General features: G+C 61.7%; 12 protein-coding genes, 1 rRNA gene and 1 pseudogene. 3 read left to right on the forward strand and 11 right to left on the reverse strand.

The genetic code is table 11. The features are described from left to right. Positions 1 to 9: 9 nt before the first annotated feature. Positions 10 to 125 (forward strand): 5S ribosomal RNA (rrf, locus tag REA38_RS16955). Positions 126 to 564: 439 nt separating this feature from the next. Then, the gene (locus tag REA38_RS16960) at positions 565 to 1,875 is read left to right on the forward strand and encodes an MFS family transporter (RefSeq protein WP_033654343.1); all 1,311 of its coding nucleotides are present in this window, start codon (positions 565 to 567) and stop codon (positions 1,873 to 1,875) included. Positions 1,876 to 1,911: 36 nt separating this feature from the next. Here the strand turns inward: REA38_RS16960 and pssA are convergent, their stop codons facing one another. The 4 genes from pssA to trxC form a co-directional block, all read right to left on the reverse strand. Next, positions 1,912 to 3,267, reverse strand: coding sequence for a CDP-diacylglycerol--serine O-phosphatidyltransferase (pssA, locus tag REA38_RS16965; RefSeq protein WP_033649759.1), 1,356 nt, complete (start codon positions 3,265 to 3,267; stop codon positions 1,912 to 1,914). Positions 3,268 to 3,419: 152 nt separating this feature from the next. Then, complete coding sequence (locus tag REA38_RS16970) at positions 3,420 to 6,068, reverse strand: bifunctional acetate--CoA ligase family protein/GNAT family N-acetyltransferase (protein ID WP_308886279.1); 2,649 nt, start codon at positions 6,066 to 6,068, stop codon at positions 3,420 to 3,422. A 48-nt stretch (positions 6,069 to 6,116) separates the two neighbouring features. Continuing rightward, on the reverse strand, positions 6,117 to 6,806 hold the full coding sequence (locus REA38_RS16975; protein WP_308886280.1) for a tRNA-uridine aminocarboxypropyltransferase: 690 nt from the start codon (positions 6,804 to 6,806) through the stop codon (positions 6,117 to 6,119). Between the two features lie 114 nt (positions 6,807 to 6,920). Then, positions 6,921 to 7,340, reverse strand: a complete 420-nt coding sequence (trxC, locus tag REA38_RS16980; protein ID WP_004928868.1) for a thioredoxin TrxC — start codon at positions 7,338 to 7,340, stop codon at positions 6,921 to 6,923. A 207-nt stretch (positions 7,341 to 7,547) separates the two neighbouring features. Here trxC and REA38_RS16985 point away from each other — a divergent pair, with 207 nt between their 5' ends. Further along, positions 7,548 to 8,636 (forward strand): tRNA/rRNA methyltransferase, encoded by a 1,089-nt coding sequence (locus tag REA38_RS16985; RefSeq protein ID WP_015378876.1) that lies wholly within the window; start codon positions 7,548 to 7,550, stop codon positions 8,634 to 8,636. A 58-nt stretch (positions 8,637 to 8,694) separates the two neighbouring features. On the opposite strand, the gene emrB is transcribed toward REA38_RS16985, so the two are convergent. The 7 genes and pseudogenes from emrB to REA38_RS17020 form a co-directional block, all read right to left on the reverse strand. Beyond that, positions 8,695 to 10,233, reverse strand: coding sequence for a multidrug efflux MFS transporter permease subunit EmrB (gene emrB, locus REA38_RS16990; protein WP_033635708.1), 1,539 nt, complete (start codon positions 10,231 to 10,233; stop codon positions 8,695 to 8,697). Positions 10,234 to 10,250: 17 nt separating this feature from the next. Beyond that, positions 10,251 to 11,423, reverse strand: a complete 1,173-nt coding sequence (gene emrA, locus REA38_RS16995) for a multidrug efflux MFS transporter periplasmic adaptor subunit EmrA (RefSeq protein ID WP_033649764.1) — start codon at positions 11,421 to 11,423, stop codon at positions 10,251 to 10,253. A 23-nt stretch (positions 11,424 to 11,446) separates the two neighbouring features. Beyond that, the gene (locus tag REA38_RS17000) at positions 11,447 to 12,898 is read right to left on the reverse strand and encodes an efflux transporter outer membrane subunit (protein ID WP_033635706.1); all 1,452 of its coding nucleotides are present in this window, start codon (positions 12,896 to 12,898) and stop codon (positions 11,447 to 11,449) included. Positions 12,899 to 12,925: 27 nt separating this feature from the next. Next, the gene (gene mprA / locus REA38_RS17005; protein WP_004928879.1) at positions 12,926 to 13,444 is read right to left on the reverse strand and encodes a transcriptional repressor MprA; all 519 of its coding nucleotides are present in this window, start codon (positions 13,442 to 13,444) and stop codon (positions 12,926 to 12,928) included. Between the two features lie 161 nt (positions 13,445 to 13,605). Next, positions 13,606 to 13,953, reverse strand: coding sequence for an L-valine transporter subunit YgaH (gene ygaH, locus REA38_RS17010; protein ID WP_033649768.1), 348 nt, complete (start codon positions 13,951 to 13,953; stop codon positions 13,606 to 13,608). After that, a complete protein-coding gene (locus tag REA38_RS17015; protein ID WP_033649769.1) occupies positions 13,943 to 14,689 on the reverse strand; it encodes an AzlC family ABC transporter permease in 747 nt (248 codons plus the stop codon). The genes ygaH and REA38_RS17015 overlap by 11 nt, the downstream gene beginning before the upstream one ends. A gap of 121 nt (positions 14,690 to 14,810) precedes the next feature. Beyond that, positions 14,811 to 15,912 (reverse strand): annotated as a pseudogene (locus tag REA38_RS17020) (MFS transporter). Positions 15,913 to 15,929: the final 17 nt, after the last annotated feature.

Raw genomic sequence — 15,929 nt, forward strand, 5'->3', positions numbered from 1 at the left:
CAGAATTTGCCTGGCGGCAATAGCGCGGTGGTCCCACCTGACCCCATGCCGAACTCAGAAGTGAAACGCCGTAGCGCCGATGGTAGTGTGGGGTCTCCCCATGCGAGAGTAGGACACTGCCAGGCATCAAATAAAACAACAAGCCTCATGCGAAAGCATGGGGCTTTTTGTTTTGTCTGTTATCTGGCGTTCTGCACGAGCATGGGCATGCGAAAGGCCCGTCGGGAACGGGCCTTAACGCCGCTCGCGGCGGCCCCGGAGGGGAGAGTCTCAGGATGAGACGAATTGTGTAGGACACTGCCAGGCATCAAACAAAGCCGAAAGCCCTGAACATCAGTTCAGGGCTTTTTGCTATGCGTAAAACGGAAAATCCCCGTTGCAATCCGCTTCAGCTTTCAGCGTGCGGTTTAATATTCATCACAAATTCCGCGCATTGTCCCTCCAAACGCCAGATATTCTTCGTCCGCTATTAAGTTTGGCTGTTAACTTATAAATAACAATAAAGTAACAACCAGAGCGGCAGGACGCCGAATTTCATCATTGCTATGGCTCGGAGAAAATACCATGACAGAAACAACCTCGGTTCTTGAGGATGAACGCGGCGTCGAACAGGGGGCGCTGGATAACAAAAAACGCATTTTTGCCATCGTCGGGGCTTCATCAGGCAATCTGGTGGAGTGGTTTGATTTTTATGTTTACTCCTTCTGCTCAATCTACTTTGCAGCCTCATTTTTTCCGGCGGGCAACAGCACGACACAACTGCTGCAAACTGCCGGTGTGTTCGCCGCCGGCTTCTTTATGCGGCCGATCGGCGGCTGGCTGTTCGGCTACATTGCCGATAAACACGGCCGAAAAAACTCAATGCTGCTTTCGGTCTGCATGATGTGCGCCGGATCGCTGGTGATCGCCTGTCTGCCGACGTATGAGTCGATCGGCAGCTGGGCGCCGGCGCTGCTGCTGATCGCGCGATTGTTCCAGGGGCTGTCTGTGGGCGGCGAGTACGGTACCAGCGCCACCTACATGAGCGAGGTGGCAATCAAGGGGAGGCGCGGCTTCTACGCATCGTTCCAGTATGTCACGCTGATCGGCGGGCAACTGCTGGCGCTGCTGGTATTGGTGATCCTGCAGCAGATATTGTCCGGCGAAGAGCTGAAGGCCTGGGGATGGCGCATTCCGTTTGCCTTGGGGGCCGTGTTGGCGGTGGTGGCGTTGTATCTGCGCCGTTCGCTGAATGAAACCTCCGATGCGAAAACACGTAACCACCAAGATGCCGGTTCGCTGACGGGGCTATGGAAAAACCGCAAGGCGTTTGTGATGGTGTTGGGCTTTACCGCCGCCGGTTCACTGACCTTTTACACTTTTACCACCTATATGCAGAAATATCTGGTGAACACCGCCGGTATGGACGCCAAGCTGGCCAGCGCCATCATGACCGCCGCGCTGTTCGTCTTCATGCTGCTGCAGCCGGCGGCAGGCGCGTTCTCGGACAAAATCGGCCGTCGCAGCTCGATGCTGATCTTCTCGGCATTGGCCACCCTGTTGACGGTGCCGATCCTGTTCGCCCTGAAAGGGGTGAGCAACCCCTTTATGGCGTTCGGCCTGATCGTACTGGCGCTGTTCGTTGTCAGCTTTTACACCTCGATCAGCGGGCTGCTTAAAGCCGAGATGTTCCCGCCGGAGGTGCGCGCGTTAGGGGTGGGCTTGTCTTATGCGGTAGCGAATGCCTTGTTCGGCGGTTCGGCGGAATATGTCGCGCTGTCGCTTAAATCGTTCGGCGTGGAAAATGCCTTCTTCTGGTATGTTTCCGGCATGTGCCTGCTGGCGTTGCTGGTCTCGCTCCGGCTGCATCGTAAAGGCAAGGAAATACAGCTGTAATAAAAACCCCGGCCTTGGCCGGGGTCAGAGTAGATCTTACAGGATACGGCTAATCAACCGATCGATGCGGATACGCCGCAGACGGCGAATCAGTTTGCGCACCTTGATCGGGTACTGCTGAATGCTTTGCAGCTCCTGATAATGGCCGACCACGGTGGTGTGAGTGCGGATGCACTCCAGTTCTGTTTGCCGCTGCTCGCGCATTTCCTGCTTGGGATCGTGGATCAGAATGGCGTTTTCCAGATCCAACCGCCAGGCGCGCGGGTTGAGATTATTGCCGGTAATCAGCTGCCACTCTTCGTCAACCCACATGCCTTTCAGATGATAGCTGTTATCGCCATCCTTCCACAGACGCACGATCAGCTGCCCGGTGTCGATATAGCGCTGCAAGCGGCTCAGAAAACGGCGCAGGTTGATCTCGTACAGGTAGGGCAGCGCGCCGATGATTTTGAACGGCTGGTCTTCCGGAATATAGAAGTCGTTGGCGGTCTTGTCGCCGACGATGATCTCCACCTGTTTGCCCTGACGCAGCAGATAAATGATATTGCGCACCAGCAGCGCCGGCAGGTTGAAATAAGGGGTGCATAGCGTCAGTTTCTGGTCGGCGCACGACATCAGGTGATGAATGGTTTTATTCAGCACGCTTTGCTTGCCAAGCCCAACCAGCGGCGTCACCGCCAACTCATCGTTGCCGGCCTTGCCGCGGAAGTGATAGCCGGCGCGGCGAAGGGCGAAACGGAACAGGCGGGTCTCGTTTTTGATCTCCGGGCTTTTCGGCCGATCGCTGCGATCGAGGCGCTGTACGGCGCCGGCGGTGAGCAGATGCTGCTTGATGTAATCGATCAGGGTATCGGCCAACACCTCGTTGGTGATCAGCTGGTAGCGATCGTAACGGTATTTCTCATGCTGATGCAGATAAACGTCGTTGATGCTGGCGCCGCTGTAGATCACGGTATCGTCGACCACAAAGCCCTTCAGGTGCAGTACGCCCAACGCTTCGCGGGTATTGACCGGCACGCCGTAGATAGGCACCGACTGCTCGGGATGTTGGCCGGCCATGGCGCAGTACCAGTCGGCGTTGGTATTGGCGGCGGCGGCACCGATGCGGCCGCGCTGTGCGCGGTGCCAGTCGACCAGCACGCAGATTTCCAGCTCGGGCCGCCGCTGCTTGGCTTGATACAGCGCGTTGAGGATCTCGCGCCCGGCGTCGTCATGCTCCAGATACAGGGCCACCAGATAGATGCGTTGGGTAGCGTTGGCGATGGCGTCCAGCAGCGTGGTGCGAAAATCGGACGGCGCGTACAACGTACGAACATCAGCAACCGTCTGGGGGAGTTTGGGCAGTTGTGCAAGGTGTTGTTGATGTTTGCTACGTTTAAATTTTGACAACATCACAGTGCGTTTCTTCTCTCATGATTGATGGCCGGAACGCCACAGGCATAAAAACATTAAACCGAATAATCGGGCGATAATACCATTAGTTGCCTCGATTGTGCGTATGTTTTGGCGTTAAGTGGTGGATTCGTAGCGCATTGCGACGCAGGTCACTGCGCGTCGGCGGCCTGCAGCGGCAGCGTCAGATTGACGATGCCGTCCTCAAGCTGCACCTCAATGCCAAAGCCCAGCCGCTGCGCCAACGCGATCATGCCGCGGTTATTCGGCATGGTGATGCCGCTCAGACGGGTCAGGCCATGGGCGCGCGCATAGGCGATCATTTTCTCCAGCAGCTGGCGGCCCAGACCCAGGCCTTTCAGGTCGGAACGCACCAGCACGGCGAATTCGGCGTCGGTGTTGTCCGGATCGGACAGCGCGCGGGTCACGCCGATGATCTCGTCTGCGCGCACCGCCACAAAGGCCATTTCTCGATCGTAGTCGATCTGCGTCATGTTGGCCAAATCGTCATGGGTAAACTCGTTGATCTCGCTGAAGTAGCGATAATAGAGGTCTTCCTTGGTCACCCGATCGATAAAATGCTTCAGCGCCGGCTCGTCTTCCGGCAGGATCGGGCGGAACAGGCATTGGCTGCCGTCTTTCAACGCGATGGTTTCTTCCAGCTCATGCGGATAAGGGCGAATCGCCAGCCGCGCCTGCGGATCGCCGCTGAACGGCGCGAGCTGCATCGAAACGTCCAGCAGGGTGAATTCGCTGCCGGAGGCCAGCACCGGGTGAATATCCAGCCGGGCGATCTCCGGGCAGTCGAGGATCAGGTTGGAGACCTGCACCAGCAGGCGGCTCAGCCCGGGGATATCCAAAGGGCGCAGCGCGCTGCGGCCGCGGATCTTGCCGCCTTTCACCGCCTGCAGCACCAGATAACGCGCCAGCGCCATGTTCAGCGGCGGCAGCGCGACCGCCACCTGATTTTCCTGGCGCCACTCCACGCCGCCTTCGCCCAGCATGATCAGCGGGCCGAAAATCGCATCCTGCTCCACCGCGATGCGCAGCTCCTGGGCGCCGGCACGGTTGGCCATGCTCTGCACCAGCAGGCCGTGAATGCGTGCCTGGGGGTAGGTGCGCTTCACGCGGTCGAGGATCGCCTCCGCCGCGCGCTGCACTTCGGTCGCGGTGCGCAGGTAGAGCATGACGCCCTGAACTTCCGATTTGTGCGGGATATCCGGCGAACGCAGCTTCAGCGCCACCGGGTAGCCGATCTGTTCGGCGATGTGTACCGCTTCGGCGCTGTCTTCGGCGATCCAGGTCGGCAGGGTGCTCAGGTCATAGGCCTGCAGAATGGATTGCACCTCGTGGGTATCCAGCTGGGTGGCGCCTTCGGCCAGCGCCTGATGGATCAACCGGTGGGCGTCGGCGGTGTTGGCGGTCAGGCCGATCGGCAGCGCCGGCGTCTCTTTCAGCTGCTTCTGATTGCGGCGGTATTCCACCATATGCATAAAGGCGGTCACCGCGCCTTCCGGGGTGCGGTAGGTGGGAATGGCGGCCTCGGTAAACAGCCGGCGCGCCTCTTGCGAAGAGTATTCGCCGCACCAGTTGGTCAGCAACGTGATGCGCTTGCCGCGCGCATGGCGATGCAGCGCGTCGATCAGCCGTTCCGCCGTGGCGGTGCCCGGCGCCGCCGCGCTCGGCGCGTGGATCAACAGCAGCGCGTCATAGTCGTGGCTGTCGAGCAGCGCTTCGATTGCCGCCAGGAAGCGCTGCGGCGTGGCGTCATCGCGCAGGTCGAGCGGATTGCCGGCGCGGATGAAATCCGGCAGCGTGTCGCTCAATGTTGCCAGGCTCTCATCGCTCAGCGTGGCCAGCTTGCCGTTGCGTCCGAGCAGTTCGTCCAGCGCCATCGCCGCCGGCGCTGCCCCGTTGCTGACGATCATCAGCCGCTCGCCGCGCAGCGGATGCATATGGCTGAGGGTTTCCACCGCCGAGAACAGCTCGTGGGTATCCTGCACGCGCAGCAGGCCGGCGCGCTGGATGGCGGCGTCATAGGCGGCGTCCAGCCCCAGCTGGCTGTTGAGCAGCAGCTGCGCCTGTTGGCTGCGGCCGCTTTTGATCACCAGAATGGGCTTGTTGCGTGAGGCGCTGCGCGAGGCGGAGAGAAAGCGCCGTGCGTCGCTGATGTTTTCCAGATACAGCAGGATGGCGCTGGTCTTGCTGTCGCGCGCCAAAAAGTCGAGCAGGTCGTCGACGTCGATATCCAGGCTGTCGCCCAGCGCGATGAAGTAGGAGAAACCGACTTCGCGCTGCTGCGCCCAGTCGAGAATGGTGTTGGCCACGGCGGCGGACTGCGAGATAAACGCCAGCTTGCCCTTTTGGATCGGCACCGGCGAGAAGCTGGCGTTGATGCCCTGCCACGGCGCCAGCAGCCCCAGGCTGTTGGGCCCTAACAGCCGCATGGCGTAGCGCTGTGCGCAGGCCTTCAGCTCGGCGAACTGTTCCGGCGGCGAAGAGAGCACGATGGCGGTTTTGCAGCCGCGTTGGCCCAGCGCGTCAATCAGCGCCAGATTGCGTTTGGCGTGGGTGCAGATGATCGCCAGATCCGGCGTCAGCGGCAGGCTGGCGACGTCGGGGTAGGCCATCACGCCGCATACCGCCTTGTAGCGCGGCGTGACCGGCAAGATGGGCCCGCCGAAACCGCCGGCCAGCAGGTTGCTCATCATCAGGTTGCCGGCGCGGCCGGGCTGCTGCGACGCGCCCAGCACGGCGATCGATTTGGGACGTAGTAGCGCTTCTAACCCTCGCTGGCTCATGCACGGCTCCTTTTGGCAACGTTACGCCTGATTTTAGGCGCTTTCTGGCTACATTGCTGTGACCGGTGCCTCCGGCCGGGTCGGTTTTCCCGCCAGATACTGTTGACGGAAATAGCGGAAATGCTGATTCAATCCGTCGGCGGCCGGCAGATCGCCCGCCTGTTGCAGCAGGGCGGCGGCCACTTCCGCCGTGCAGTGTTGCTCGGTGCGGCTGGCTTCGCGCAACTGGTAGTCCGATGCCGCGTCGACGTTGAGGGAAAACACCGGGAATTGATTGAGGTACGGGCTTTTACGGAACATTTTGCGCGCTTCCGCCCAGGTGCCGTCCAGCATGATGAACAGCGGCGGTTTGCCGCCGGCGGGCAGCTCGCTGAACACCGGCCGTTCGGCGTCGGCGTAGGAAGCGGGGAACACCACATAAGGCTGCCGCGCCGGATCGTTGATGGCCGCCAGCAGGGCCGGATCGATCTCGGTGCGTGACCAGAGAAACGCCTGGGTGTCCGGCAGGATATCGGCGATCAGGCGGCCGGTGTTGCTGGGCTTGAGCGGCTCGGCGCCGAACATGATCAGGCAGAAACGGCTGCCGGCCTGCTGCGGGCGAATGGTGTCGCACAGGCAGTTTTTATGCGGTAGCAGGCAACCCTGACAACGCGCCACCCGGCAACCGCGCGCCAGAAAAGGGCGGGTGGCGCGGTCTAAACGGAATTGGCGCAGGCGAAGTACGGCGTTGTCGGTCATAACGATCCTGGGGAAAAACCGCCATTGTAACGCAGAAAAAAGCCCGCCGGGAGGGGCGGGCTCGATCGCGGCACGTTCGCGCGCGATGGCGGGATACGGCCTATACTTGCCGAATCACACTAACTCGTTGAGCCAGTTGTCAAACGGCGCTTTCGGCATCGCGCCGTTGAGCATATCGACCATTTTGCCCTGACGGAACACCATGATGGTCGGGATGCTGCGGATGCGGAAACGGGCGCTCAGCTCCGGCTCGGCTTCGGTGTTCACTTTCACGAAGCGCACTTTGCCGGCGCGCTCTTCGGCCACGTCTTCAAAGATCGGCGCAAAGCTGCGGCACGGGCCGCACCACGGCGCCCAGAAATCGACCACGACCGGCAGATCGTCCTGCAGCAACTGGTCCAGCGTGGCGGCGGTGGCGTTGATCACTTCACCGTCGAAGAGCTCATGGCCGCAGCGGCCGCATTTCGCGTTGTCCGCCAGACGCTCTTCCGGCACGCGGTTGGTGGCATTGCAAGCTGCACAAACTGTATTCATGTTGACCTCGGGTACAGAGAAAGCATGGTCCCCGCAACGCGGTTGCGGAGATGTTTCTTTAATGCTGACAATTATCGGCAAAACCCGGCGCATGAACAATGAGGTTTGTTCAATGGATGTGATAGTTGGGAGCTTTTAGCGCAAGTTGGTGGCTTCGTGCACCAACATCAGGTAATCTTCGCGCCCTGCGCGTTGGTGGAGAAGACAATGAACGATTCATTTAGTGGCAAGAACGGTAAAGTCAAAGTGATGTACGTCCGCAGTGACGACGACAACGGCGACGACCGCAACAAGAATAAACGTCCGGCCGGCAAAGGCCGTCCGGCTGACGGTGCGCGCTCAGGCCGCACCGGTCAAGACAAGGCGCGCGGCGGCAACGATCGCCGCGGCGCCGACTCCCGCCGCAGTGAAAGCGATCGTCCTCGCCGTCCGGCGCGCTCTGAAGATCGCGGCGGCAACGAGTCGCCGTGGAGAACCGTCTCGCGCGCGCCGAATGAAGAGCCGGCGTTCGATCACGGCGGCATCAGCGGCAAAAGCTTTATCGATCCTGAGCAACTGCGCCGCCAGCGCGCGGAAGAAACCCGCGTTTACGGTGAAAACGCCTGTCAGGCGCTGTTCGCCAGCCGCCCGGAAGCGATCGTGCGCGCCTGGTTCGTGCAGTCGGTCACCCCGCGCTTCCGCGAAGCGCTGCGCTGGATGGCGGCCAACCGCAAGGCTTACCACGTGGTGGATGAGGAAGAGCTGGCCAAGGCTTCCGGCACCGAGCACCACGGCGGCGTGTGCTTCCTGATCAAAAAACGTCAGGGTCTGGACGCGCAAACTTACCTGAAAAGCGCACCTGCGACCGACTGCGTGCTGGCGCTGGAAGAAGTAGGCAACCCGCATAACCTGGGCGCCATCGTTCGTTCGTGCGCCCACTTCGGCGTCAACGGCGTGCTGCTGCAGGATCCGGCGCTGCTGGAGTCCGGCGCGGCGGTGCGTACCGCAGAAGGCGGCGCTGAGCATATCAAGGCGATCAACGCCGACGATTTCCTGTCGGTGCTGGATACCTTCCGCAAGGCGGGTTACACCATCGTTACCACCTCCAGCCATAAAGGCACCGCGCTGGCGCAGGCCAAGCTGCCGGCCAAGATGGTGCTGGTGCTGGGCCAGGAACGCGACGGTCTGAGCGACAGCGCCTGGCAGCAGGGCGACATGAACGTCTCGATCGGCGGCACAGGCAAGGTGGAAAGCCTGAACGTTTCCGTGGCGACCGGCATTCTGCTGGCGGACTGGTGGCGTCAGAATCAGGCGTAATCTTTTCTACGTCGGATAAAAAACGGGCGCCCCAGGGCGCCCGTTTCGTTATTGAAGCTTAGTGAGCGCCGCCGCCCCCACCGCCGCCGGAGCTGAACGGCGGTTTCGCCACCCACACCAGCGCCAGCAGCACCAGGAATACCCCGGCCGACAGCCAGAAGATCTCGTTGGCGGAGATGATCAGGCCTTGCGCGGTGATCTCGTTGGCGATGTAGGCCGACGCCTGCTGCTTGCTCATGCCGAGCTGCTCCAGCTGCCGGTACATCTCCTGCGACTGCGGGTTGTACGGATTGACGAACTCCGTCAGCTGCGAATGGTGCTGCGATTCGCGCTGCGTCCACAGGGTGGTGGTGATCGAGGTGCCGATCGAACCCGCCAGCGTCCGCGTGAAGTTCGACAGGCTCGACGCCGCCGCCATGCGTTCCGGCGGCAGGCCGGACAGCGTGATGGTGGTCAACGGCATGAAGAAGCAGGCGATGGCGAAGCCCTGAACGAACTGCGGCCAGGCGGACGCGCCGAAGTCCATGCCCGGTTCAAACGTATAGGCGCGCCAGTAGAAGCACACGGCATACATGATGAAGCTGAAGGTCACCAGCCGGCGCATGTCGAGCCGGTTGCCGAACTTACCGATGATCGGCGACAGCAGCACCGGGATCAGCCCGACCGGCGCCGACGCCAGCCCCGCCCAGGTGGCGGTATAACCGTATACCTCTTGCAGCAGCTGCGGCAACAGCACGATGGCGCCGAAGTACAGCATGTAGGCCAGGCTGATGCACAGGCAGCCGATGGTGAAGTTGCGCGACTTGAACAGCGACAGATCCACCACCGGATGGTCGTCCGTCAGCTCCCAGACCACCAGGAACAGCAACGCCACCACCGCCACGACGGTGAGGGTGATGATCTCGGTCGAGTTGAACCAGTCCAGCTCCTTGCCCTGATCGAGCATCACCTGCAGCGAACCGATGCCGACGATCAGCAGCACCAGGCCGACGGTGTCGATCGGTTTGATCTCGGTTTTGGTTTCTCGCCCCTTCAGCGTCGCCATCGCCGCCACGATCACGAAGGCGCCGATCGGGATGTTGATGAAGAAGATCCAGCCCCAATGGTAGTTGTCGCTGATGTAACCGCCGAGGATCGGCCCGAAGATCGGCGCGACGATAACGGTCATCGACCAAAGCGCCAGGGCCATCGCCCGCTTGGCGGGCGGGTAGTTGTTCAGCAACAGGCTCTGCGACAGCGGGATCAGCGGCCCGGCCACCACGCCCTGGATCACGCGGAAGAAGATCAGCATGCCGAGGCTGTTGGAGATGCCGCACAGCCAGGAGGCGAGGACGAACAGCGCGGTGGACCAGAGGAACAGCCGCACTTCGCCGATGCGCTTCGCCAGCCAGCCGGTGATCGGGATCGAGATGGCGTTCGCCACGCCGAACGAGGTGATCACCCAGGTGCCCTGCGAGTTGGAAGACCCGAGGTTACCGGCAATGGTGGGGATCGCCACGTTGGCGATGGTGGAGTCCAGCACCTGCATGAAGGTCGCCATGGCGAGCGCGACCGTCATCCAGGCGAGCTGGGCGCCTTCAAGCGGTTTCTGTGGCAAGATGGCCTCCCGCGCGCTTAGCCGGCGTTCGCATGGATCACGTCGGCGATCAGCTGATTAACCGGCGCCAGGTTCAAGGCCAGCGCGTCGCTCTGGTACAGCGGTTTGTCGCGCACCACGTCGGCCAGCACGCGGCCGTCCAGGTTGGCGGTGTCGACGGTCACCAGCGTAGAAAGACCGATGCGCAGCGGATGGTCGGCCACCTGCTTGGCGTCGAGCTCAATACGCACCGGCAGACGTTGCACCACTTTGATCCAGTTGCCGGTGGCGTTCTGGGCCGGCAGCAGCGAGAAGGCGCTGCCGGTGCCCATGTCGATACCGGCCACTTTGCCCTGATACACCACGTCGTCGCCGTAGACGTCGCTGACCACCGTCGCCGGCTGGCCGATGCGCATGTTGGCGATCTGGGTTTCCTTGAAGTTGGCGTCAACCCAAATGTGATCGGCCGGCACCACCGCCATCAGCGGCGAACCGGCGGCGATCTGCGCGCCGACCTGCACGCTGCGGCGCGAGACATAGCCGGTAATGGGGCTAATCACTTTGGTACGCTGCAGCGCCAGCCAGGCATCGCGCATCTGCGCGGCGGCCTGTTGGATCGCCGGCTGCTGTTCCAGCGGGGTATTCAGCACCATCGCCTGGTTGGCGTTGTATTGCTGCACCGCCACTTCCAGCGCGGCCTTGGCGCTGTCGACCGCATCGCGAGCGTGTTGCAGCTCTTCGCGGCCGATGGCGTCAACGCTGCCCAGCACCACGCGGCGCTTCAGATCGTTCTCGGCCTTGCTCAGATCGGTCTTGCGCAGGGCGATGTTGGCCTGATATTGCTTGCTGTTGATGATCAGCTGGTGGGTCTGGCGCACGCTGTTGGCCAGGCCGGTCTTGGCGCGTTCAAACGCCTGCTCGGCATCGGTCGGATCGAGCGTCAGCAGCACGTCGCCCTGCTTGACGTAGTCGGTGTTGTCGAAATTGACGCTGTTCACGCTGCCGGACACCTGGGCCATGATCTGCACCTGGTTGCCGGAGACGTAGGCGTCGTCGGTTTCCTGGTGATGACGCAGCACCAGGAACCAATACACTAAGTAAGCCACCCCTATAACAATGAAAATAACCGTCAGCAACAGCAGCCAAAATTTACGCTGCTTCTTTTTGCCGCTCGGCTGCTGCGGGTTTTGGATTTCCGCGCTTGCGCTCATGGTGTTCTCCAAGCCTTATATTATTATGCTTTCGAATCCGCTGCGGCCGGGGCCTGATAGCCACCGCCCAGCGCACGGATCAGTCCTATCTTCGCCTGCAGTAAGTTGCTGCTGGCATTCAACTCCGCCTGTTGCTGCTGCAATAGCTGCGTCTGGCTGGTCAACAGATCGTCGCGCCCGATAATCCCTGCCTGGTAACGGGCGTTGGCGACCTGATACACCTGTTGCATCGACTGGGCCGCGGACGCCGCCTGCAGCTGCTGTTGCGCAGAACTCTGCTGGATGGTGATGGCGTCGGCGGTTTCCTGTACCGCATTCAGGATGGTTTGGTTGTAGGATTCCACCGCTTCGTCATACAGCGCGGATTCCTCGCCCAGCTTGCTGCGCAGCGCCCCGGCGTGGAAGATCGGCAGCGAAATCGCCGGCATCACGTTCCAGGCCTGGCTGGCCGCTTCAAACAGATTCGGGCTGGTGCCACTGGTATTGGTGGTCATCAGGCCGGCGAAGGCTGAAATGGTCAGGCTGGGGTAAAACTCTTTACGTGCGGCGCTGACGCGCTGGCTGTAAGACTCCACCAGCTGGCGTTGCGCGGCGATGTCCGGGCGTTTGCCCAGCAGATCCGCCGTCAGCTCGCCCTGCGGCGCCATCAGGTTGTCTGCGGGCAAAGGCACCTGACGCAGGTGCTGCATGGCGTTCGGCCCCTGGCCCGCCAGCGCGGCGAGCTGGTGCCGGAGCTGCTCGATCTGCGACTGCAGCTGCAGGATCTGCTGCTTGGCGACGTCGGACTGCGCCTGGGTTTGTTGCGGCACGTCGACGCCGGTCAGGCCGGCCTGATAGCGCTGTTGGCGCAGCGCGGTCAGGCGCTCATTGTTGTTCACTTCCTGCTGCAGCAGCTTCTCGAGCGCCAGATTGCTCTGCAGCTGATAGTAGGCGGACGCCACCGAGCTGGTCAGCGTCAGCGCCGCCTGTTCCTGCTCGGCGCGCGCGGCGTTGACCTGCGCTTTGGCGGCGTTCACCTGGTTGCGGTATTTGCCCCACCAGTCGAACTCGTACGCCAGGTTCAACCCCAGCGAGTTGGAGCTTGAATAGATCGGTTTATGCGGATACCCCAACCCCATATTGACGTTTTGCGGCACGCGCTGGCGCTGGGTGCTGGCGTTCAGATCCAGGTTCGGCCCGTTGGCGGCGCTGGCTTCGCCCACCACGCTCTGCGCTTCGCGCACGCGGGCGGCGGCCTGCCGCAGGGTCGGCGAGCTTTGCAGCGTTTGCGTCATCAGGGTATCCAACTGCGGATCCTTGAGGGCGCGCCACCACTGCGGGCTGACGGCCAGCGAACTGACTTTCGGCTGAGCCAACTGCAGGCTCTGCGGATCCATCAGCGTGGATTGCGGGGCAATATTATCGGTCGAAGCACACCCGGCCAGCAGCAACACGGCGAACAGCGGGGTGAATCTCCAGTTAAATGGGGATCGCATAATAGGTACCTGAACAGAAATTGTGAATTAGGGTAACTGTTCTGTGATTTCCATTTGATCCAGACGTGCCAGCAATTTGCGCGTCAGCTGTTCCAGCTGTTTTTGCTCATCGTCGGTCAACGTGGACCACAGGAAATGCAGACATTGGTGCTGCGGCGGCAGCAGTTGACTGAGAAACTCTTCCCCCTGCGGTGTCAGATGCAGATGCAGGCAGCGGCGATCGTTGTCGCTTTCCCGGCGCTCGATCCAGCCGCGTTTCTCCAGCTCATCGGCGATGCGGGTCGCATTGGTGCGCGAGGAGCCCAAGGCAGAGCTTAGCTCAGAAGGTTGGATGCTGTGGCTCTCCTGCGCATCCAGGGTAATCAGCGCCATAAACAGTGTTTCGTTAATCCCCTGCGCCTTGAGCATCTTATTGCGGTTTTCCAGCAGCTTGCCTTGCATGTGCATGCACAGGCGGGTCAGCAGGATTTCCTGATAAGGGAAATCTTTCTGCCGCGTGGCGCGGAAATTCAGCATTTGTTCTATGGGGGCAAACGAGCTTTCCATAATTTAGGGCCTCATTAATTTCGTTCGAGATAGTAACGACGGTGACTAATAATGTAAATGTTCAGCCGTGCGGATAATTTAGCAATTCGTGTCATTTGTCAGTGTTTGTAAAGATGTGGCGCCTGAAAACGCCAAAGTGAAGCCAAACGATCGGAGCGGCGTCAGCCCGGACCGAAAAGCATTAACAGCTTTAATGTGACGCCAAAGGCCGTCGCGCCGAGCAGCGTCGACAGAATGATGCTTTTGCTGCGGTAGAAGCACAGCGCCAGCGCGGCGAACCCCACCAACGTCGGCAGCAGCTTGTCCGGTTCGCGCATCACCACCGGCGTGCTGGAAACCACCAGCAGGGCGCAGATCGAGGCGATGCCGATGCTGTCGAGCAGCAGGGCGGCTTTACCGCGTTTGAGGCCGGGCTGGGCGCGCGCCGGCGCCAGCCGCAGCGGCAGATAACGGAACAGGTAATTGGCGCAGCCCACCACCAGACCGATCGCCAGCACATCAGTGTTCATGGGGGGCCTCCGCAGGGGCTGGCTGGAACAGGGCGGCGACGCAGCCGGCGCCGATGCCGGCCAAAATGGCGACCGGAATGGAGAACAGCACCACGCCGAGCAGTGCGCCGGCCAGCGCGGCGGCGATAGTCAGGCTCTGCGGGCGCCGGAAAGCGGCCAGCAGGAAGCTGAGAAACAGCGCCGGCAGCATGAAGGCCAGCGAGGCTTCGATCACCGGGAACTGCTCCAGCGGGCCGTTGCCGAACAGCGCGCCGAGCGCGGTGCCGGCCACCCAGGAGAGCCAGGAACAGAGCGCGATGCCCAGCATCCAGTTTTCGCTCCAGCTGCGGTTATTGCGCATCAGCCTGGCGGTCGCGGCGGCGAAAACTTCATCGGTCAGGCCAAAGGCCCACATCGCCGTTTTGCCGGGTGACATGCGCGAGACGATGCGGTGACGCAGCGCCGGGCCGTACAGCAGGTGGCGCACGTCCATCGCCATCACCGTCAACGCGGAGACCCACAGCGACATTCCGGCGCTCAGCAGGGCGGTGATCACGAACTGGCTGGCGCCGGCGTAGATGATGCAGGAGAAGAAAATGCTTTCCAGCGGGGAAAAGCCCAGTTTGACGGCGCTGAGGCCGAAGGCGAACGCTACCGGGACATACCCGATGACGATCGGCAAACTGTCGACGACGCCGTTGGCGAAGGTGGCGCTGACGGCGGGCGGATTGAGGCTGTCTGCAGCTTGGCTTTGCATGGTTGTGGGTCGCAGGGTAGATAGGACTTCAATAGTTTATGGCCAGAACATTACCAGAGAGTAAGTAATGTTTATACCCTGCACCGCTAATAAATTTCTTAAGTTACTATTTGCACGATAATCAGATTGTCGCCGGCCCCTGCGGATCGTGGTGCTTGCCGAGCCACCAGGTCAGCAGGTTGAGCAGGCATAACACCCCGCCGGCGGCGGCCACGCCGTACCAGCCGGCATGCTGATAGGCCGAGGCGGAGAGCAGTGAACCGAGGGCGCCGCCGATAAAGTAGCTGGTCATGTAGCCGGCGGTCAGGCGGTTGCGCGCGTCCGGCATGATGCGGTACATCACGCTCTGGTTGGTGACGTGTACTGCCTGCACCGCCAGATCGAGGATCAGGATGCCGGCGATCAGCGCCCACAGCGATTGTTTAGCCAACGCGATGGGTATCCATGACAGCAGCAGCAGCACCAGGCCGACGGTGGTGGTCAGCCCGGCCTTGCCCTTGTCCGCCAGATGCCCGGCGCGCGAAGCGGCCAGCGCCCCGGCGGCGCCCACCAGGCCGAACAGCCCGATCACCCCCTCGGAGTAGTTGAACGGCGGCGCGGCGAGCAGAAAGGCCATGGAGGTCCAGAGCACGCTGAAGTTGGCGAACGACAGGGCGCCGAGGATGGCGCGGGTGCGCAGCAGCGGCGTGCGGCAGAACAGGCTGAAGATCGAGGCCAGCAGCTGCGGGTAGTTCAGCCCGGAGTGCTGCTTATAGCGCGGCAGCGCGCGCCAGCAGGATGCCAAGCAGCAGGCCGCTCATGATGATGCCGACGGTCTTGCCGCGCTTTTCCGGGTGAGCCAGCGTGGCGGCCAGCGGCACCAGGATCTGCGCCACCACCGAGAACAGCCCGGTGAGCGCGGTGCCGAGGATCATCATCGGCAGCGTGGCGGAGGTGGCGGTGATCAGCATGCCCCCGGCGGCCAGCAGCGTCATGAAAACGATCAGCCCGCGGCGCTCGAACATATCGCCGAGCGGCACCAGCAGCAGCAGGCCGGTGGCGTAACCGAGCTGCGCGGCGGTAACGATAAAGCCGGCCTGGTTGACCGACAGATTGAAGCCGGTGGCGATGGTTTCCAGCAGCGGCTGCGCGTAATAGTTGCTGGCGACCGCCAGGCCGGTAGCGATGGCGATCAGCACGGTCAGCGCCGGGCTGAGGCCCGGGTGGACGTTTTGTTGGTTCATGATTTTTTCATCACGGG

The organism is Serratia sp. MF1(2023), assembly GCF_030954545.1.
GTDB lineage: Bacteria > Pseudomonadota > Gammaproteobacteria > Enterobacterales > Enterobacteriaceae > Serratia > Serratia sarumanii.

Excerpts from the sequence above, each read along its gene's own strand:
- REA38_RS16960 (WP_033654343.1), top strand. The coding sequence starts at position 565 with ATGACAGAAACAACCTCGGTTCTTGAGGATGAACGCGGCGTCGAACAG.
- pssA (WP_033649759.1), bottom strand. The coding sequence starts at position 3,267 with ATGTTGTCAAAATTTAAACGTAGCAAACATCAACAACACCTTGCACAA.
- REA38_RS16970 (WP_308886279.1), bottom strand. The coding sequence starts at position 6,068 with ATGAGCCAGCGAGGGTTAGAAGCGCTACTACGTCCCAAATCGATCGCC.
- REA38_RS16975 (WP_308886280.1), bottom strand. The coding sequence starts at position 6,806 with ATGACCGACAACGCCGTACTTCGCCTGCGCCAATTCCGTTTAGACCGC.
- trxC (WP_004928868.1), bottom strand. The coding sequence starts at position 7,340 with ATGAATACAGTTTGTGCAGCTTGCAATGCCACCAACCGCGTGCCGGAA.
- REA38_RS16985 (WP_015378876.1), top strand. The coding sequence starts at position 7,548 with ATGAACGATTCATTTAGTGGCAAGAACGGTAAAGTCAAAGTGATGTAC.
- emrA (WP_033649764.1), bottom strand. The coding sequence starts at position 11,423 with ATGAGCGCAAGCGCGGAAATCCAAAACCCGCAGCAGCCGAGCGGCAAA.
- REA38_RS17000 (WP_033635706.1), bottom strand. The coding sequence starts at position 12,898 with ATGCGATCCCCATTTAACTGGAGATTCACCCCGCTGTTCGCCGTGTTG.
- mprA (WP_004928879.1), bottom strand. The coding sequence starts at position 13,444 with ATGGAAAGCTCGTTTGCCCCCATAGAACAAATGCTGAATTTCCGCGCC.
- ygaH (WP_033649768.1), bottom strand. The coding sequence starts at position 13,953 with ATGAACACTGATGTGCTGGCGATCGGTCTGGTGGTGGGCTGCGCCAAT.
- REA38_RS17015 (WP_033649769.1), bottom strand. The coding sequence starts at position 14,689 with ATGCAAAGCCAAGCTGCAGACAGCCTCAATCCGCCCGCCGTCAGCGCC.